Origin of the sequence: Saccharothrix sp. S26, assembly GCF_021390395.1 — a bacterium.
Taxonomy (GTDB): Bacteria; Actinomycetota; Actinomycetes; order Mycobacteriales; family Pseudonocardiaceae; genus Actinosynnema.
In genome coordinates, this window is sequence record NZ_JAJUWT010000012.1 from 182,252 (window position 1) to 201,468 (window position 19,217).

At 74.0% G+C, this 19,217-nt stretch carries 14 protein-coding genes; 10 read left to right on the forward strand and 4 right to left on the reverse strand.

What is annotated here, in order from left to right; translation table 11 throughout:
• Window positions 1–23 precede the first annotated feature (23 nt).
• From ligD to LZG04_RS21000, 3 genes are all read right to left on the reverse strand, one after another.
• Window positions 24–1,007 (reverse strand): non-homologous end-joining DNA ligase, encoded by a 984-nt coding sequence (gene ligD / locus LZG04_RS20980; protein WP_233819457.1) that lies wholly within the window; start codon window positions 1,005–1,007, stop codon window positions 24–26.
• 85 nt (window positions 1,008–1,092) lie between these two features.
• Entirely contained in the window at window positions 1,093–3,843 is a 2,751-nt protein-coding gene (locus LZG04_RS41880) for a BTAD domain-containing putative transcriptional regulator (protein WP_308199211.1), read from the reverse strand.
• Between the two features lie 224 nt (window positions 3,844–4,067).
• Window positions 4,068–4,898 (reverse strand): metalloregulator ArsR/SmtB family transcription factor, encoded by an 831-nt coding sequence (locus tag LZG04_RS21000; protein WP_233819458.1) that lies wholly within the window; start codon window positions 4,896–4,898, stop codon window positions 4,068–4,070.
• Between the two features lie 100 nt (window positions 4,899–4,998).
• Here LZG04_RS21000 and LZG04_RS21005 point away from each other — a divergent pair, with 100 nt between their 5' ends.
• The 8 genes from LZG04_RS21005 to LZG04_RS21040 all read left to right on the forward strand — a co-directional run bounded on the left by LZG04_RS21005 (window position 4,999) and on the right by LZG04_RS21040 (window position 16,543).
• Window positions 4,999–6,306 (forward strand): NAD(P)-binding domain-containing protein, encoded by a 1,308-nt coding sequence (locus LZG04_RS21005; RefSeq protein ID WP_233819459.1) that lies wholly within the window; start codon window positions 4,999–5,001, stop codon window positions 6,304–6,306.
• Entirely contained in the window at window positions 6,293–7,543 is a 1,251-nt protein-coding gene (locus tag LZG04_RS21010; RefSeq protein ID WP_233819460.1) for an MFS transporter, read from the forward strand. The genes LZG04_RS21005 and LZG04_RS21010 overlap by 14 nt, the downstream gene beginning before the upstream one ends.
• Entirely contained in the window at window positions 7,527–7,886 is a 360-nt protein-coding gene (locus LZG04_RS21015) for an MmcQ/YjbR family DNA-binding protein (protein WP_233819461.1), read from the forward strand. The genes LZG04_RS21010 and LZG04_RS21015 overlap by 17 nt, the downstream gene beginning before the upstream one ends.
• A 90-nt stretch (window positions 7,887–7,976) precedes the next feature.
• On the forward strand, window positions 7,977–12,437 hold the full coding sequence (locus LZG04_RS21020) for a hypothetical protein (RefSeq protein ID WP_233819463.1): 4,461 nt from the start codon (window positions 7,977–7,979) through the stop codon (window positions 12,435–12,437).
• Complete coding sequence (locus LZG04_RS21025; protein WP_233819464.1) at window positions 12,409–12,867, forward strand: hypothetical protein; 459 nt, start codon at window positions 12,409–12,411, stop codon at window positions 12,865–12,867. Before LZG04_RS21020 ends, LZG04_RS21025 begins: the two co-directional genes overlap by 29 nt.
• Window positions 12,868–12,871: 4 nt before the next feature.
• Complete coding sequence (locus LZG04_RS21030) at window positions 12,872–13,303, forward strand: hypothetical protein (protein WP_233819465.1); 432 nt, start codon at window positions 12,872–12,874, stop codon at window positions 13,301–13,303.
• 170 nt (window positions 13,304–13,473) lie between these two features.
• Window positions 13,474–15,240 carry an ABC transporter ATP-binding protein gene (locus tag LZG04_RS21035; RefSeq protein ID WP_233819466.1) on the forward strand — a complete coding sequence of 589 codons (1,767 nt, stop codon included), beginning with the start codon at window positions 13,474–13,476 and terminating at the stop codon, window positions 15,238–15,240.
• Window positions 15,241–15,328: 88 nt separating this feature from the next.
• Window positions 15,329–16,543: a GNAT family N-acetyltransferase gene (locus tag LZG04_RS21040; RefSeq protein ID WP_233819467.1), complete on the forward strand. Its 1,215-nt coding sequence runs from the start codon at window positions 15,329–15,331 to the stop codon at window positions 16,541–16,543.
• A gap of 15 nt (window positions 16,544–16,558) precedes the next feature.
• Here LZG04_RS21040 and LZG04_RS21045 read toward each other — a convergent pair whose 3' ends face one another.
• Window positions 16,559–17,521, reverse strand: a complete 963-nt coding sequence (locus LZG04_RS21045) for a YafY family protein (RefSeq protein ID WP_233819468.1) — start codon at window positions 17,519–17,521, stop codon at window positions 16,559–16,561.
• Between the two features lie 96 nt (window positions 17,522–17,617).
• On the opposite strand from LZG04_RS21045, the gene LZG04_RS21050 reads away from it, so the two are divergent.
• Together LZG04_RS21050 and LZG04_RS21055 are read left to right on the forward strand one after the other, a co-directional pair.
• Entirely contained in the window at window positions 17,618–18,040 is a 423-nt protein-coding gene (locus LZG04_RS21050) for a VOC family protein (RefSeq protein ID WP_233819469.1), read from the forward strand.
• 70 nt (window positions 18,041–18,110) lie between these two features.
• Window positions 18,111–19,214, forward strand: a complete 1,104-nt coding sequence (locus tag LZG04_RS21055) for a winged helix DNA-binding domain-containing protein (RefSeq protein ID WP_233819470.1) — start codon at window positions 18,111–18,113, stop codon at window positions 19,212–19,214.
• Window positions 19,215–19,217: the final 3 nt, after the last annotated feature.

Here is a 19,217-nt window from a genome sequence, read left to right on the forward strand (position 1 = left end):
CGTTAACAGCGGGCACCGACAATTCACGGCGACGGCGGCCGCACCTCGTCCGGATCCTTGTCCGGCCGCAACCCGCGCCACGACGAGTGCCGCAGCCGCCCGTCGGTGGTCCACGTCCGGTACTCCACCTCGCCGACCAGCTCCGGCCGCACCCAGTGCGCGTGACGCGCGTGGTCGGCGGGCACCTGGTCGCAGAACGGCGAACCCCGACGCGCCAGCGGCCGCAGCCGGTCCTGCAGATCCAGCAACGCCGAGTGGGTGAACCCGGTGCCGACCTTGCCCACGTACCGCAGCCCGTCGTCGGACCGCACCCCGAGCAGCAGCGACCCGATGGTGCCCGCACGCCGACCGTCACCGGGCCGCCAGCCGCCGATCAGCACCTCCTGCGTGCGCACCAACGGCACCTTCACCCACGCCGTCGACCGCCGCCCCGGCTCGTACCGCGAGGTGACCCGCTTCGCCACCACGCCTTCCAGCCCGTAGTCCGACGCCACCGCGAGCACGTCCTCACCGTCCACTTCGGTGAACGACGGCGGCACCCGCACCTCCGCCCGGCCGCTCAACCCGAGCCCGGACAGCTCGTCCCTCCGCCGCGCGTACGGCTCGCCGAGCAACGACCGGCCGTCCACGTGCAACAGGTCGAACACGTAGTACACCACCGGCACGCGGGCCAGCAGGTCGTCGCCGGGCCGGGCGACGTGCATGCGGGACTGCAACCGCCCGAAGTCCGGCTGCCGCTGCGTGCCCAGCGCGACGATCTCCCCGTCCAGCACGACCTCGCGATCACCCAGCAGCGCGGACAACGCCCGCACTTCCGGGTAAGTCGCGGACACCTCGAGGTCGTTGCGGGTCATCGCCCGCACCCGCCCGCCACGCACGTAGGTGACCGCGCGGACACCGTCCCACTTGAACTCGAACGCCCACCCGCCGCCCGCGGGCAGCCGCCCCGGCGAGGCCAGCATGGGGCGGATCAGCTCGGGGAACCCGGACTCGGCGCGCAACGGCATGCGACCGTCCCTTGTAGACCGATCACGGCACGCCCAGTGTCACCCGCACCTCGCGGAGCCGCACATCGGCGGTCCCGATCGGGCGTCAGCGGTCGAGCTTGCCGCGCAGCCGGTCGGCCTCCGCGCCACGCCCCTGGTCGACGTAGAGCGCCAACGCCCTCCGCCACGTCGCACGCGCCTGGTCGTGCCGGCCTGCGTCGGCCTGGGCATCGCCCATCCGGTCCATGCTGTCCACGTAGTCGTAGGTACCGCCGACCTCCTCGAACCGCGCCATCGCCTGCTCGTAGTGGCGCACGGCGTCGTCGTGCCTGCCGTCGCGGTGGGCGATGTACCCCAGGCTGTCCAGGACGCGCGCCTGCGTGTCGCGGTCCTGGTGCCGTTCGGCGAGGTTTAACGCCTCCTCGCAGTGCCGGCGGGCCACGTCGAGGTCGCCGAGCCGGGCGGCGTACCAGCCGGCCTGGTTGAGGGCGTTCGCCTCGCGCATCGGCACGCCGAGCCCGCGCAGGATCCGCAACGCGCTGGACGCGTGGTGCAACGCCCGCCGGTCGTCCCCGCGCCGTTCCCACACCCAGGCCAGCGACTGGTGCACGTTGGCCTCGCCGGACTCGTCGTCCCGGTTCGACGCCAACGCCCGTTCCAGGTGCGCGGTCGCGTCGGTGAGCTCGTCGGCACGGGCCAGCGCCGCGCCCAGCCGCCACGCCGCGAGGGCCACGGCGTCCGGCGAGTCGTCCCGTTCGGCGGCGGCCAGGCCCGCGCGCCACACCGCGACCTGGTCCTGGCCCAGGTGCCCCTGCCGCCGCTGGAACGTGTCCAGCGCCCACGCCAACTGCCACACCGGCGGGTTCCACCCCAGCCGCACGGCCGCCTCCTGAGCCGCCGCCAAGCCCGCGTACTCGGTGGTGAGCCAGGTCAGCGCCGCGCCGGCGTCGGCCAGGTCCGGCACCGGTTCGGGTGGTCCGCCCAGGACGGCCGGGGTGTCGTACGGGTACAGGGCGTGCTCGGCGGCCAGGCCGCGCCGGCGGTAGAAGTCGATCACGCGCCGCAACGCCGCGTCGGTCTCGCCCGGGTGATCGGCGCGGGCGCGTTCGGCGGCGTAGACGCGCACCAGGTCGTGCATCCGGTACCGGTCGGGCACGTGCTGCCGCACGAGGTGCCCGGTCTCCAAGGTCTGGAGCAGCCGTCGCGGCACGGGCGTGTCGAGCAGGGCGGCCGCCGCGGTCACGCCGATGTCCGGTCCGGGCGCGACGCCGAGCAGCGCGAACGCCCTCGCCCCGTCCGGCGGCAACGACCGGTAGGACGCGCCGAACACCGCGCGCAGGTTGATGCTCAGCTCGTCGGTGTCCAGCGCGTCGAGGCCGGTGTCCTCATGCAGTTCGTCCGCCAGCGCGGCCAGCGGGAACTCCGGGTGCACGGCGGCGCGCGCGGCCACGATGCCGACGGCCAGCGGCAGGCCGGCGCACCAGCGGAGCAGGCGGGCCGCGGCGTCCGGTTCGCCGTGCACGCGCGGTTCGGACAGGTGGCCGGTGAGCAGGTCGTGCGCTTCGGCGTCGGTCAGCACGTCCAGCACCACCGTCGGCACCCCGTGGGTGACCGCCAGACCGGTGAGGCGGTGACGGCTGGTGATCAGCACGGTGCACGTGGCGCTGCCGGGCAGCAGCGGGAGGACCTGGGCGGTGTCACGGGCGTTGTCCAGCAGGACCAGCAGCCGCTTGCCCGCCACCAGGCTCCGGTAGAGGGCGGCCTGGCCGTCCTGGTCGGCGGGCACGGCGGCCGCGGGCACGCCGAGCGCGTCGAGGAAACCGCGCAGCACCGCGGCGGGCGGCACCGGCGGGCCGGCCGGATCGAACCCGCGCAGGTCGGCGTGCAACTGGCCGTCCGGGAATCGGTCGACGGCGCGGTGCGCCCAGTGCAGCGCCAACGTCGTCTTGCCCGTGCCGCCCGCGCCGACGACCGCGAGCGCGGGCGGTCCGCCCCGGTCGGGGGCCAGTGCCTTGTCCACGCGGGCGAGCGCGTCCGTGCGGCCGACGAACAGCCGCGGTGGTGACGGCAGTTGGCGTGGCGTGGGTGCGCGGGAGGTGGTCGGCACGACCGGCTCGCCCTCGAGCACGTGCTGGTGCAGCTCGCGCAGCTGGGGCCCGGGGTCCGCGCCCAGTTCGTCGGCCAGCCTGCGACGCACGGCCTGGTAGTGGTTCAGCGCGTCCGCCTGCCGTCCGCACCGGTAGAGGGCGAGCACGAGCTGGCCGGCGAGCCGCTCGTCCAGCGGGTGGTCCTCGGCCAGGGCTGCCAGTTCGGCGATCAGGGCGTCGTGCCGGCCCAGGCGCAGGGCGACGTCGTTGCGGTGCAGCAGCGCGGCCCACCGCTCCTGGTCCAACGACCGGCGCACCGCGTCGGCCCACGTGCCCTCGATGCCGCCGAGCGCCGGGCCGCGCCACAGCCCCAGCGCCTCCTCCACCAGGGTTAGCGCCTCGTCGTCGGTCACGTCGAGTGACCGCCTCACCAGCCGCCGGAACCGGTGCAGGTCGACCGCGTCCTCGTCCACGGGGAGCAGGTAGCCGCCGGGCGTGCGGTCGATCGTCACGCCGGGCACGTCGGCGAACACCTGCCTGAGCCGGTAGAGGTAGCCGTACAGGGTCGTGCGGGACTGCTTCGGCGCTCGGTCGCCCCAGACGCGTTCGGTGAGAGCGTCGAGGGACTGCGGGCGGTTCGCGTCGACCAGCAGCGCGGCCAGGACGCCGCGTTGGCGGGCGTGCCCGAGGTCGAGCGGCGTGCCGGCCACGTGCGCCTGGATCCCGCCGAGCAGCCCGAACGTCACCGACACCCGTCCCCCTGTGTTCACGCTCCGCATCTGGGTTACCGAGTCGTGGCACCGCGGACAAGACCGATCCCAGAACTTCCCCAGATCGGCAGCGGACACTGCGCCGGATGCGCGGGCCGGGCGGGCACGCGTCACCGCGCCGACGGCGGCCGGTCCTGAGCGTTGAATTCAGGGGTTCTGGACGTAGGACACGGGTGACGCGAACGTAGGACACTCGCGTTCTGGAGGTAGGACTCGCGCGGGGGTCAGTTGGGGGCGCGGCGTTCCAGCATGACCGTGTCGCGCCAGACGCCGTGGTGCTGGGCGATGCGCTCGCGGACGCCCACGGTGCGGAAGCCGGCCGCGTGGTGCAGGGCGATGCTGGCGCGGTTTTCCGGGAAGATCGCGGTTTGGAGGGTCCACAGGCCGCCCTGGTCGGCGGCGGTGACCTGCCGGTGCAGCAGGGACTTGCCCACGCCCCGGCCGCGGTGACCCTCGCCGACGTAGACCGAGGTCTCGGCCACGCCGGAGTAGCACGCGCGGGTCGAGACGGGCGTGGCGGCGGCCCAGCCGGCGACCCGGCCGTCGACCACGGCGACCCAGCGGTGCTCGGGCAGCCACTTCGCCTCCAGCGCGCGGCGGCTGGGGATCTCGGTCTCGAAGGTGGCGTTGCCGGTGGCGATGCCCTCGCCGTAGATGCGGCGCACGTCCGGCCAGTCCTCGGCGGCCAGCGGGCGGACGGTGACGTCGGCGGGCAGGTCGCTCGGGCAGCACGGGCGGGTGACGATGGTGCCCATCACCGCGTCGGCGGCGTGCGGCAGACCCGTGCAGCACGCCTGGTTGACCGAGACCAGGGTGGCGGTGCCCTCCTTGCGCAGCCGGACGAACCCCACGTCGGCGAGCTTGCGCAGGTGGTGCGAGCAGGTCGACTGGCTGATGCCGACGGCCTCGGTCAGCGCGCCCACGGTGATCTCGCCGGGGTGGGTGGCGACGGTGTGCAGCAGGCGCACCCGGGTCGGGTCGGCCAGGCAGGCGAACCACTCGGCGTAGGTCGAGGCGTCCTCGGGCGCGAGGCCCGCCACCGGCGTCGTCGTCATGGGCACAGAGTATCGACAAGCACCGATGGTTGCATCGATCTATGTCGCTCGATACAGTCCTCACAACTCAATCGATGAACGACGATGAAAGAGGTGTCCGATGGACGAGCTTCCCGTGGTCGTGGCCGGTGCGGGGCCGATCGGGTTGGCCGCGGCGGCGCACCTGGTCGAACGCGGGCTGCGGCCGGTGGTGCTGGAAGCGGGCCCGCAGGCCGGGGCGGCGGTGGCCCAGTGGCGGCACGTGCGGCTGTTCTCGCGGTGGTCGGAGCTGGTCGACCCGGCCGCACGCCGGCTGCTGGAGCAGGCCGGGTGGCGCGCTCCCGACCCCGACGGCTACCCGACCGGCGAGCAGTGGGCGGCCGAGTACCTGGTGCCGCTGGCCGAGGCGTTGGGCGCGCACGTCCGGGTGAACGCCCGCGTGGTCGGCGTGGCCCGCCGTGGCCGGGACCTGGTCGTGGACGCGGGCCGCGACAGCGAGCCGTTGACCGTGCACGTCGAGGGTGGCGAGCGGATCGCCGCGCGGGCCGTGATCGACGCCACGGGCACGTGGGGAGGACCCAACCCGCTGGGCGGCGACGGGCTGCCGGCAACCGGCGAGCGCGAGGCGGCGGACCGGATCGGCTACCGCGTACCGGACGTCGTCGGCGAACAAGGCCGGTACGCGGGCAGGCGGATCGCCGTGGCGGGCAGTGGGCACTCCGCGCTCACCGCCCTGGTCGCGCTCACCGCCCTGGCCGAGCGCCACCCCGGCACGAAGATCACCTGGCTGCTGCGGCGCGGCGCGGTGGGCGCGGTGTTCGGCGGTGGTGACGCGGACCAGCTGCCGGCGCGTGGCGCGTTGGGGCTGCGGGCGCGGGCCGCGGTGCAGGCCGGGCACGTCGAAGTGGTCACCGGGTTCCGCACGGCGGCGGTCGAGCGCGACGGTGAGCGCCTGGTGCTGGTGTCCGAGGACGGTCACCGGCTCGACCCGGTGGACGAGGTCGTCGCGCTGACCGGGTTCCGGCCGGACCACTCGTGGTTGTCGGAGGTGCGGCTGGACCTCGACCCCGTGTTGCGCGCCCCGGTTCGGCTTGCGCCGATGGTCGACCCGAACGCGCACTCGTGCGGCACCGTCCGCCCGCACGGCGCAGAACAATTGCGGCACCCGGAGCCCGGCGTGTACCTGGTGGGTATGAAGAGTTACGGGCGCGCGCCCACGTTCCTCGCGTTGACCGGCTACGAGCAGGTCCGCAGCGTGGCGGCCGAGATCGCGGGCGACCACGAAGCCGCGGCCGAGGTCGGGCTGACGTTGCCCGAGACCGGCGTCTGCGGCGGCTCCGGGGCGTTCGACGTCGAGCCCGCGTCCCCGGGCGGCTGCTGCGCCGCGCCACGGGTGTTGACGCTCGCCGCACCGGGTGCGCGGCCCTGACCTCGCGCGGCCCGGCGTGCTCGGAGGCAGCGCCGGGCCGCGTCGCGTGCTGGCGGTGTTGTGCCTCACCCAGATCACCGGCTGGGGCGTGCTGTTCTACGGCTTCCCAGTGCTGGCGCCGGCCATCGGCGCGGACGCGGGGTGGTCCGGCACCGCGGTGATCGGCGCGTTCTCGGTGGCGCAACTGGTCAGCGCGGTGGTCGGTGTGCCGGTCGGCAGGCTGCTCGACCGGCACGGGCCGCGGGCGGTGATGACGACCGGGTCCGTGCTGGCCGTGGTCGCGTTGGCGGTGGTGGCGTCGGCCAGGTCGCTGCCGTGGTTCTACGCGGGGTGGGTGCTGGTCGGCGTCGCCATGGCCGGTGTGCTGTACCAGCCGGCGTTCGCCGCCCTGACCCGCTGGCACGGCCCGGAGCGCCGGGTGGCCGCCCTGACGATCGTCACCCTGGCGGGCGGGCTGGCAAGCACGGTGTTCGCCCCGCTCACGGCCCTGCTGTCGGCGCACCTGGACTGGCGGCAGACGTACCTGGCGCTGGCCGGGGTGCTGGGCCTGCTCACCGTGCCCGCCCACCTGTTCGGCCTGCGGCTGCCGTGGCCCGCGCACCCGACCACCGCGGGCACCCGCCATCCGACCGCCATCGCCCGCAGCCGGCCGTTCGTGCTGCTCGTGGTGGCGTTAAGCCTCGGCGCACTGGCCGTGTACGCGATCGTGGTGGCCCTGGTGCCGTTGTTCGCCGAACGCGGCCTCTCCACCACCACGGCCGCCTGGGCGCTCGGCCTGGGAGGTCTCGGGCAAGTCCTCGGGCGGCTCGGTTACGGCCGCCTGGTCGCGCGCGCAGGCGTGCGGGCCAGGACCGCGGGCACCCTGTTCACCGCGGCCGTCACCACCCTGCTGCTGGGACTGCTGCCGGGTCCGGCGTTCGCCCTCGTCGCCGCCGCCGTGCTGACGGGCGTCGTGCGGGGCATCTTCACGCTCGTGCAGGCCACCGCCGTGTCCGACCGCTGGGGCACCGCGCACTACGGGTGGCTCAGCGGCATCCTCAACGCGCCGCTGGCCGTCACCTCGGCGGTGGCCCCGTGGGCCGCCACCGCGCTCGCCGGGACGCTGGGCGGCTACCCGGCCGTGTTCACCGTGCTGGCCGGGTTGGGCGCGGTGGCGGCGGTGGTCTCGCTCAACTCGGTGCCGCACTACACTGCGGGCCAAGACTTCTGTGGGGGCCGCGGTGGCAGTGAGCAGTGACGAGTTCTTCCGGATGGTGGACGCGCTCGTCGACGTGGAGAGCGGGCAAGGCGGGGACTACCGCTGGTTCAGCGTGCGGGGCAAGAGGTTCGGCTACCACTGGCCGCGCACCCAGACCGTCGGCCTCAAGCAGTTGCTGTCCGAGCAGCAGGCGCTGGTCGCCGAACGGCCGGACGTGTTCGAGGAGCAGTTCACCTCCGGCGGTTTCGGCTGGGTCGTCGTCCACCTGGCCGGCATCGACGCCGACGAGCTGTCCGAGCTGGTCTTCGAAGCCTGGCGGCTCTCCGCGCCCGAGGACCTGGTCGCCCAGGTCCCCGACCCGGCCGCGCGCTCCAGCCGCTGAGCCGGTCGTCGACACGCTGTTCCCGCCTTTCGGAACCGAACAGGGCTCCAATGCGTCATCATCTGTCGGAGACCTCGGGGAGGATGACGGATGGCGGGGGAAAACCCGCTGGTGGCTGCGCCGCCGGCGGAGTCGGGTTCGTTCTTCAACGCGGGCACCGGCGACAACGGGTGGGCGACGGGGATCTCCATCGCGGAATCCGCGATGGACACGTTCAACGGCATCAAGGACGGCAACTGGATCGAGGCCGGCCTGGGGGTGGTCGGTCTCGCCGCGGACGCCGCCGCGATGGCGATCGACCCGTTCGGCACCCTGCTGTCGTCCGCGGCGTCGTTCCTGATGGAACACATGCAGCCGCTCAAGGACATGCTCGACTGGCTGGCGGGCAACCCGCCGGTGATCGAGTCGTACTCCACGACGTGGAACAACGTCGCCACCGAGCTGGGCAAGATCGCCGAGGAGTACAACTCGGCGGTGCAGCGGGGCACGGAGGGCTGGACCGGTTCCGCCGCCGAGACCTACCACGCCAACTCCAAGGTCCACGGTGACGCGCTGAGCGGCGCGGCGTCCGCGGCCGGGACCGTCGGCACGGTCGTCGGCCTGATGGGCATGGTCGTGGCGTTCGTGCGGGAGATGGTGCGCGACCTGATCGCCGACCTGGTCGGCAAGCTCATCGCCTGGGTGCTCGAAGCCGTGTTCTCGCTGGGTTTCGGCACGCCGGTGATCGTGGCGCAGGCCGTGACGGCGATCTCGAAGTGGGCCGCCAAGATCGCGAAGATCATCCAGGACCTGCTGAACACGATCAAGAAGGTCTCGCCGATGCTCAAGCGTCTGGTCGAGGTCTTCGAGAAGATCATGAAGGTGGTCGGCAAGCTGGCCGGCAAGGCCACCGGCCTGGACGTGCTCGACCCGAAGAACATCAAGAAGGGCGGCTTCCTGCAGACCGGGAAAGCCGACGTCGACACCCCGTCCGGCAGCCCCGACACCACCCCGTCCGGCACCGGCCGCGACAGCGGCACGGGCGACCCCGGTTCCTCCACTCCGGACACGGACACGCCGCCGGCCAACCGCCCCTCCGACACCACCTCCACCTCCAGCAGCACCACCGACACACCCACGACCTCCCGCCCCGGCCGCGGCGACCCGACCGACCTGCCCGCGCCGTCCTCCCGCCCGGGCCGCGGCGACCCGAACAGCCCGGACCACGACCTGCCCCGCGGCGGCACCACGCCCACCCCCGGCGGCAACACCCCCGCCGGCAGCGGCAGGCCGACCGGCAACTCCCCGGTCGGCGAACACCGGGGCGGACCCGCAGGACAGCCCGCACCAGGCGGCAACCACCCGATCGGCGAGCATCGCGGCGGACCCGCAGGACAGCCCGCGCCGAGCGGCAACTCCCCGATCGGCGAGCACCGAGGCGGTCCGGGCGGCCAGCCCGCGCCGGGCGGCTACGGCGGTGGCGGCCCGAACACCGGCGGTTCAGGCACCAGCGGTGGCGGTGGTTCGCACACCGGTGGTGGCACTGGTGGTGGTGCGCCGAACACCGCTCCCCCGGCGCACCGCGTCGACCAGACCTCCGCGTCGACCGCCGCGGCCCCCGAAGCACCGTCGCGCCCCGACCAACCCCACACCGGCGGCAACCCCACGACCGGCGGACCCAACACCGGTCCCGGCAGCACCCCCACCAACGCGGGCGGAGTTCCGCCGGCCGGTGGCGGCATGCCGGGCAGCCGGGGCGACGTGAACTCCGGCATCCCGACCTCGCGCGGCCCCGAGAACGTCACGCCTTCCTCCCACCGGCCGCCCCCGGGACCGACCCCTCCCCATGGCCCCGGCGCGCCCCACACCGGACCGGGCACCCCGCACGCGGGCCCGAACCCGCCCCACGCCAACCCCGGCCCCACGCACACCGGCCCCGGCAACCCCGGTCCCGCCCACGCCCGGCCGCAGAGCGGACCGATGCCACCTCCGGCCGGTCCGCCGCACGCAGGGCCGCCGCACCCCGGGCCGCCGCACCCCGGGCCTCAACACGCCGGGCCACGCCATGCCGCCCCCAACCCCGCCGGTCCGCCGCACGCGGGTCCGAGCCACACCAACCCGCCGCACATCAACACGCCGAACGGGCCGTCGCACACCACCCCGTCGCAGCACACCCCGCACCACGGGCCGCCGAACCGAGGCCCCGCGGGCCCCGACTTCAGCCGTCCGCGCGGCGGCGACGGGCCGGTGCCGCACACCCCGAACCGGCCGTTCGACGGGCCGCCGCCCCAACGCCACCCCGACGCGCACACGCCGACCCCTCGGCGTGACCCGGACACCCAGCTCCCGCCGCGCCGCGACCCGGACGGCATCCCCGCCCAGCGCCGCGACCCGGACGCGTGGACACCGCCCCACCGCGACCCCGACCCCCACCGGCCGGACAGCGACACGCCGAACACCGACGGGCCGAACACCGACGCACCCCACAACGACGCCCCGCACACGGACCGGCCGGACATCGACCAGGCGCACGCCCACCACGGCGAGACGACCCCGGCCGGCGTCTCGCACCACCGCGGCGACCCGGACATGGGCGACCTGCCGCACCGCGTCCCCGCCGACCCGCGCTACTTCACCGCCGACGTCCACATCACCCCCGACGGCCGCGCGCGCATCGGCAACCACAGCTACACCCCGGAGGAGTACGGCGACCTGCTGCGCCGCAACGGCTGGGACGGCAAGACGCCCATCCGGCTGATCGGCTGCGACGCCGGCAGCAACGACTTCGCCCACCGCCTGTCCCGCCACACCGGGGCCGACGTCCTCGCGCCCACCAAGCCCGCCTGGACCGACAGCAACGGCCGCGTCTACACCAGCGACGCCGAGATCGGCCCCGACGGGAACCGTCAGCCGAGGATCCCGCCGAACGGCGAGTGGGAGACCCACCGCCCCGACGGCACCAGGACCAGGGCGAGCGAGGACGGCTTCGTCCCCGGCACGCACGACGCCGACAAGACCGACCTCGACCCCACCGACGCCCGGGACCGGGCGGCCCGCGACAACTCGATCACCGACCCGCCCGAGGGCCGCGACCCGACGCCGCAGCGCAGCGTGGCGTGGGACCCGCCCGAGGACCTGCCGCGGGTGGACCTCGACGTCGACCCGAACCAGCGCGTCCTCGACTTCAACGGCGGGCCGCCGCTGGAGCCGAACTCGCGCATCGTCGTCCACAACCCGGACGGCTCGGTGCGCGGCACCTACTACACCGACGCCAACCGCAACGTCACGCACGTCGACACCGCCGTGCCGAACACCCGCAACAGCGCGGGCGTGCCGGTCAACCCCGACACCGCCCGTCCCGAACCGGGCGTGGTGTACCAGGTGGACACCGGCATCAGCACGCACACGTTCCGCGGCCAGGAGATCCCCGACACCGACACCCCCAGGACCGACACGGGCACCGACACCGACACGGGCACCGATACCACGCCGGATCGGTCGGACGCCCCGCAGACGTCGCCGGAGCACCGCCCCGCCGACCGCTTCGACGACTTCGACCGGACCGCGACCCCGCCCGCCGTGCAGTGGGACCCGCCCGGCGGCCCGGACGGCACCTACCGGACGATGCCGCCGCACGAGAACTACAACCCGGCTCCCCCGCCGGACGGCGACGGCCCGTTCTCCTTGCGCGGCAACGACCCCGACAACCCGTTGCAGCCGCACGCCCGCTACGACGTCTACAACGACAACGGCGACTGGCACGGCACCTTCTACACCGACGCCGACGGCCGGGTGTCGCACGTGCACACGTGGTCGGGCAACAGCGAGCACGGCTTCAACCCCGAGCTGGGCACCAGGGAGACGTGGGACGCCGGCCTGCCCGTACCCGCGCCGAACACGACGTTCGCGGTCGGCCCGCGGCACATGGAGGGCATGGACCCGCAGGTGCCGCAGCAGATGTACCGGACCGACGTACACGGCGACACGGTGGCCGCGAGCGGTCGCCCGGTGTTCCCGCCCAGCGGCACCAGGGCCGAGGACTTCTGGGGCCCGCGGCGCGGGGTGGAGCCCGGCTCGCCCGGCGAGGGCGTCCAGCCCGACACCGGCCGGATCGCCAGCGGCGGCCCGGAGGGCTACAAGAGCCCCACCGCGGGCGAGTACGCGCCGTTCAACTACTACGGCAACCGGCACGACCTGTTCAAGTTCGACGGCGGCCACATCGTGCCGTTCGAGGGCGGTGGGCCGGGCGAGCGGATCAACCACGTCCCGCAGTGGGCCTACGAGAACCGCCCGATGAAGATCGACGGCGCGCCGACGGACGACACCTGGCGTCGGATGGAGGAGGACATCGCGCGGCGTGCGGCGGTGGACGGCACGACCGTCGACCGGGTGGACTTCTTCGCCGAACGCACCACGCCGGACGTGCACACGCCGGACAAGCTGCACGTGCGGTACCACCTCACGGTGTCCGACCCGCCGCCGCCCAGGACCGTGCAGGAGATCAGGAGCTTCCACAATGTCCCCGAGCCCGCCAGGAACAACCGTGTCGTCCTCCCACCACCAACCCCTTGACCGGCAGCGCGAGCTGCTCCAGGAGATCGGCCGCGACCTGGTCGAGGCGTGCCCGGAGGGCTGGTTCCGGGTGGACCTGCGCGCGTCGGTGGCCGTGACGTCGGACTGGATGGCGCTGACCGTGCTCATGCCCGACCACTCCAGCCCGCCGGTCGACCCGCCGCTGTCGGTCGGCCGGTCGTTGCGGGAGCTGCGCGAGCTGATGTACGTGGAAGGGCGCGGCACGTGGTTCTCGCTGCGGTACACGATGGACCCGCCGGCGCAGTTCCACGTGGTCTACAACCACGACTACGACCCCAAGTGGTCACCGGACCTCAGCCCGCGCGAGTGGGCGCTCGACCTGGAGCACTTCCCGCGCGCCCCGGAGCACGTCCCGGCCTGGTTGCGGGCCAAGCTGCCGACCGACGAACCGACCGATGCGGGATACTGACGCCATGACGGAACCACTCAACCCGGTCCAGCAGGACGAGTTGCTCCAGCGCATCACCGAGCGCCTGGTGCTCGACCTGCCGGCGGGGTGGAGCCACCTCCAGGTCGACCACAAGTCCCTCGGCGACCACGTCGAGGCGGGCGGCCTGCTGCGCATGGCCAACGGCGGCATGTTCGGCTGGGACCTGCCCGACGAGGTGCTCGACCTGTTCGCCCGGCTGCGCGCGGGCATGGCCCGTCCGGGGCGTGGCACGTGGTTGCACGCCACCTACTGGCTCGACTACCCCGACAAGTACTCGATCGAGTACAACCGCCAGGACCAGCCCCGGTTCCGCACCCCGCCGCCCGCACAGGCCTACGCCCGCGAGCTGGAGACCTTCCCCCGCGCCGACGAGCACGTGCCCGACTGGCTCCGCGCCGCCGTCACCGGTTCCTGACCCCACCCCCGCGCACACCGCCCAGCCGAGGACCATGCTCGGCCGATCCCGCGAACGGGTGGGAGTGCGACGTCACCCGCGGTCGGCCTTGACAGTGACCGGGGGCCTCCCGAGAATCATGGAAAGCGCTTTCCAGCGCTGGTCGCAGGCGATGGAGGGAGCAGGTCCCGGTGACCTCGTCCGACGCTCCGCGAGGGCACCGCGATCCCGGCGAGCACGCCTTGCGCGCACTGGGACGTTTGCTCCGCCCGCACCGGCGGCACCTGGCCGGCGCGCTGGCCGTCTTCGTCGTCAAGCACAGCCCCGTCTGGCTGCTCCCCCTGGTCACGGCCACCATCGTGGACACGGTCGTGCTGCACCAGCCGCTGGCCGGCATGGGTGTCGCCACCGGCCTGATCATGCTGATCCTGGTCGTCAACTACCCGTTGCACCTGCTCTACGTCCGCCTCCTGCACGGCAGCGTGCGCCGCGCGGGCACCTCGCTGCGGTCGGCCCTGTGCACCCGGTTGCAGGAGCTGTCCATCGGCTACCACAACCGCACCAGCGCGGGCGTGCTCCAGGCGAAGGTCGTCCGCGACGTGGAGACCGTCGAGCAGATGGTGCAGCAGACCACCGACACGGGCCTGGGCGCGGTCACCGTGCTGATCGGCGGGTTGACGGTGGTCGGCGTGCGCGCGCCGCAGTTCCTGCCCCTGCTGCTGGTGATCGTGCCGCTCGCGTCCCTGGTGGTGCTGCGCCTGCGATCCAGCCTGCGCGACCACAACGAGGTGTTCCGCCAGGACGTGGAACACCTCGCCGCCCGGGTGAACGAGATGACCCAGCTGATCCCCGTCACCCGCGCGCACGGGCTGGAGGGCCACGCCCTGCGGCGGATGGACCACACGCTGCGCCGCGTGCTGGACTCCGGCCTGCGGTTGGACCTGACCAACGGCCGGGTGGCGTCGCTGTCGTGGGTGTTCCTCAACATCCTCGGGGTGCTGTTCCTGACCGGTTCCGCACTGGTCGCCTACCTGGGCGTCTGGGGCATCACGGCGGGCGACGTCGTCATGCTCAGCGCCTTCCTGACCACCTCCACCACGTCCCTGGCCACCCTGATGAGCCTCGCCCCGGTCATCTCCAAGGGGTTGGAGTCGATCCGCTCGGCCGGCGAGGTGCTGCGCACCCCCGACCTGGAGGACAACAAGGGCAAGGTCCAGGTCACCGCGGTCCGCGGGGCGGTGGAGTTCCAGTCGGTCGGCCACGCCTACGCCGAGACCGGCAGGCCGGCGGTGCGCGACTTCACCCTCTCGGTCGCCCCCGGTGAGACAATCGCGCTGGTCGGCCCGTCCGGCGCGGGCAAGTCCACGGTCCTCAACCTGCTCATCGGCTTCATCCGCCCCGCGTCGGGCCGGATCCTGCTCGACGGCGTCGACATGGCGGGGCTCGACCTGCGCACCTACCGGCGGTTCATCTCGGTCGTGCCGCAGGAGCCGATCCTGTTCGACGGCAGCGTCCGCGAGAACGTCGCCTTCGGCATGCCCGACGCCGACGACGCGGCGATCACGGCCGCGCTGCGCGACGCCAACGCCCTGGAGTTCGTGGAACGCCTGCCGGACGGGCTGGAGACCTCGGTGGCCGACCGCGGCTCGCACCTGTCCGGCGGCCAGCGGCAACGCCTGGTCATCGCCCGCGCCCTGCTGCGCGACCCCCGCGTGCTGATCCTCGACGAGGCCACCTCCGCGTTGGACACCCGGTCCGAGGCCCTGGTCCAGCAGGCGTTGACGCGGCTGGTCCGCGGCCGGACGACGTTCGTGGTCGCCCACCGGCTGTCCACGATCCGCGACGCCGACCGCATCGTCGTCATGCAGGACGGCGTGATCCGGGAGGTCGGCTCGCACGACGAGCTGCTGCGCGCCGGTGGCGCGTACGCGCGGTTGCACGGTGGCCGTTCGGCCTGACGCGATATTCGCTTGACCCGGCCGCGGCGGGGCGCTGCACTGCCGCAGGCGCCGCGAGCCGCGGCGGGAGCACCCCGGAGAGGCAGCGATGGAGATCCGTTCCACGACCGACGACGACCTCGACGTCTTCGTCGCCACGCTGCACGCCGCGTTCGGTCGCTTCCCCGAGACCCCGGTCGACGGCGGCGGGCTGTGGTGGTCGGCGTTCGAACCGGACCGCGGGCTGCTCGCCGTGGCGGAGGACGGGCGCCCCGTCGGCACCGCCACCGCGTACTCCTTCGAGCTCACCCTCCCCGGTCAGGTCGTCGTCCCGGTCTCGGGGGTGAGCGATGTCGGTGTCCTGCCCTCGCACCGCCGCCGGGGCGTGCTCAAGGCGATGATGCGGCACCAGCTCGCCCAGCTGCGGGCCCGCGGCGAGGCCGTCGCCGTGCTGCTGGCCTCGGAAGCCGGGATCTACGGCAGGTTCGGCTACGGACCGGCGACCTACACGCGGCGGCTGACCGTGCAGCGCCACCAGGCCGCCCTCGACCGGCCGCGGGCACGCGTCGGCGTCGACGAGGCCGGCTCGATCGAACTGCTGCGCGGCGCCGACTGCCGCGAGCTGCTGCAAGAGGTCTACGACCGGTACCGCCGCGCGCAGCCCGGCGCGCTGTCCCGGCCACCCCGCTGGTGGACCCGGCGCGCGGGACAGCCGCCGATCTCCCCCGCGCCGCGCTACGTCGCCGTCCACCGCGACGACGACGGCGTCCCGGACGGTTACGCGGCTTACTCGGTCGGCGAGCACGGCACCCTGACCGTGGACGAGACGATCACCACCGACGACGCCGTCTTCACCGCGCTGGCCCGGTACGTGCTCGGCCACGACCTGGTCACCAAGGTGGTGTTCAAGCACTTCCCACCCGAGCACCCGTTGCGCTGGCAGTTCGCCGACTTCCGCGCGGGCCAGGTCAGCGAGGACACCGACTGGCTGTGGGTGCGGCTGCTGGACGTGCCGCGCGCGCTGGCCGCGCGCGGCTGGTTCGCCGACGGGGAGCTCGTCCTCGACGTCGAGGACCCGTTCCTCGGCGAGCACGGCCGCTACCTGCTGACCGTCCGCGACGGCGAGGGCGACTGCGTCCCGACGGACCGGGAACCCGACCTGTCGCTGGACGTGCGGGACCTGGGCTCGATCTACCTCGGCGGCACCACGCCGAGCACGCTCGTCCGCGCCGGGCACGTCCGCGCGCACCACCCGGACGCGGCCGCCCTCGCCGACACCCTGTTCCGCGCCGACCGCGCACCGCACTGCCTGCACTGGTTCTGACCGGCCGGCGGGCGGTCAGTTGCCGGCCGCGGCGGCGCAACGCCGCGCCAGGCGCGCGAAGGCATCCCTCAGCTCGGCCGGCCCGACGACCTCGACGTCGGCGTCGAACCGGCTGATGGCGCTCGCCAGGGCGTGCCACGACCACGACCCGGTGACGAGCCGGCAGCGGTCCGGCCCGAGTTCCTCGACCACGCCGTCGTGGACGAACGGTGCCACCTCGGCGGCCGGCAGGTCGAGGACCACCTCCCCGCGGCACGGCCGGCCGCCCGAGTCGTCCGTGCCGGAGAACCGGGCCGCGACGAACGCGGCCACGTCCCCGCCGGGCAGCTCGCGCGGGGCGAAGCGGGGGCCGGTGGGCGTGCGCGGGGTGATCCGGTCGGCGCGGAACGTGCGCCAGTCGGCGCGGTCGAGGTCCCAGGCGACGAGGTACCAGCGGCCGCCCCACGTGACGAGGTGGTGCGGTTCGGCCCGGCGCGGTGCCGCCGTGGGGTCACCGGTCGCGCTGACGTAGTCGAAGCGCAGCACCTCGCGCGCGTGGACGGCGTCGCTGATCGCCAGGAGCACCCCGCTGCCGACCTGCGCCGTCGGGGCCCGTTCCACCGCGGTGACCCGCACGGTGTCGACGCGGTGGCGCAGCCGGGCCGGCATGACCTGCCGGACGGTGTTCAGCGCCCGTGCGGCGGCCTCCTCGATGCCTGCACCCGCGGTGGTGGCGATCCGCAGCGCCACCGACAGCGCCACGGCCTGCTCGTCGTCGAACAACAACGGCGGTAGTCGCGTGCCGGCCCCGAGCCGGTATCCCCCGTCCGGGCCCTTCGTGGTCACGATGGGGTAGCCGAGCTCGCGCAGGCGGTCGACGTCTCGGCGCACGGTGCGGGGGCTGACCTCGAGCCGTTCGGCCAGCAGCGCGCCCGGCCAGTCCCGGCGCGCTTGCAGCAGCGACAGCAACGACAGCAGCCGTGCTGAGGTCTTCGGCATGTCCGTCATTCTGCCCCACAGAAGAGGACACAACCTGGCCGCTACTCCTGCGACCGTGGTGTCACACCAAGCACCACATCGAGCCGAGGAGCACCCTTGTCCGTCACGACCACCACCCACCTGAACTTCCGCGGTGACGCGCTCGCGGCGCTGGAGTTCTACCGATCCGCGTTCGGCGGCGACCTCGCCGTCGTCACCTACGCCGACGCCGGGAACGTCCAGGTCGAGTCCGAGGCCGACCAGGTCATGTGGGGCCAGGTGGTCGCCGGGAACGGCTTCCACGTCATGGCCTACGACGTGCCCTCGCGGCTGGGGTACGACCAGGGCGAGAACTCGTTCTTCGTCTCCGTGCGCGGCGAGTCCGCCGAGGAGGTCACCGGTTACTGGGAGAAGCTGTCCGACGGCGCGACCGTCGTGGTCCCGATGGGCCCGGCGGCCTGGGCCCCGGCTTACGGGATGCTGCGGGACCGCTTCGGCGTCGTCTGGGTCCTCGATGTCGTGAACGAGTACAACGCGTGACGCCACAGCGGGTGGGCGGCACGCTCCCGCCCACCCGCGGCAACCACCGATTCGACGGGACACCACCACGATGACCACGCGCCCCCTGCTCGACACCAGGGCGCTCAACCGCGCCACGCTGGCCCGGCAGTGGCTGCTCCACCGCACCGACCTGCCGGTGCTCGACGCCGTGGCGCACCTGTGCGGTCTGCAAGCGCAAGAGCCGCAGGAACCGTTCGTCGGCCTGTGGTCACGGCTGCGCGCCTTCGACCCGACCGCGCTGGACGACCTGCTGACCGGGCGGCACGTCGTGCGCACGCACCTCATGCGCCGCACCGTCCACCTCGTCACCGCCGACGACGCGCTCGCCTGGCGGGCCCGCCACGACGCCATGCTGCGCCAACGGGTGCTCGGGGTCTACCGCCGCGAGTTCGACGGCGTGGATCTCGACGAGCTCACGGCGGCGGCCCGCGCGGTGCTGGCGGACGGCGAGCCCCGCACGATGCCCGAGGTCGGCCGGGCGCTCGCCGCCCGCTGGCCGGCCGTCGGACCGCGACCGCTGGGCGAGATGGCGGTCGCCGCCCTCCTCCCGACCGTGCAAGTGCCGCCACGCGGGTTGTGGCGCCGGAAGGCGGGCGCGCGCACCGCGTTGCTCGCCTCCTGGCTCGGGCGCGAGGTCGACCCGCCCGCCCCGGACGGCGCCGACCCGGTCGGCGAGGCGCTCGTGCTGCGCTACCTGGCCGCGTTCGGGCCCGCCGCCACGGCCGACCTGCGGGCCTGGTCCGGCCTCGCCGGCTTGCCGGGCGCGGTCGCCGCCACCCGCGCGAAGCTCATCGCCTTCCGCGACGAGCGGGGCCGGGAACTGCTGGACCTGCCCGACGCGCCGCGCCCCGACCCCGACACGCCCGCGCCGGTGCGGTTCCTGCCCGCGTTCGACAACGCGATCCTCGGCTACCACGACCGCGGCCGGGTCATCGACCACGACCACCGCGGCTTGTCGGTCGCCGGTGCGCGCGTCGTCCTGGTCGACGGCCGGGTCGCCGCCACCTGGACCGCCGAGGAGGGCGCGGTGACCGTCACCCCGCTGCGCCCCTTCTCCCGGGCCGAACGCGACGCCGTCACCGGGGAAGGGCTGGAGCTGGCCGCGTTCCTGTCCGACGACGACAACCCCCGCGTGCTCCTCGCGACCGGCTGAACG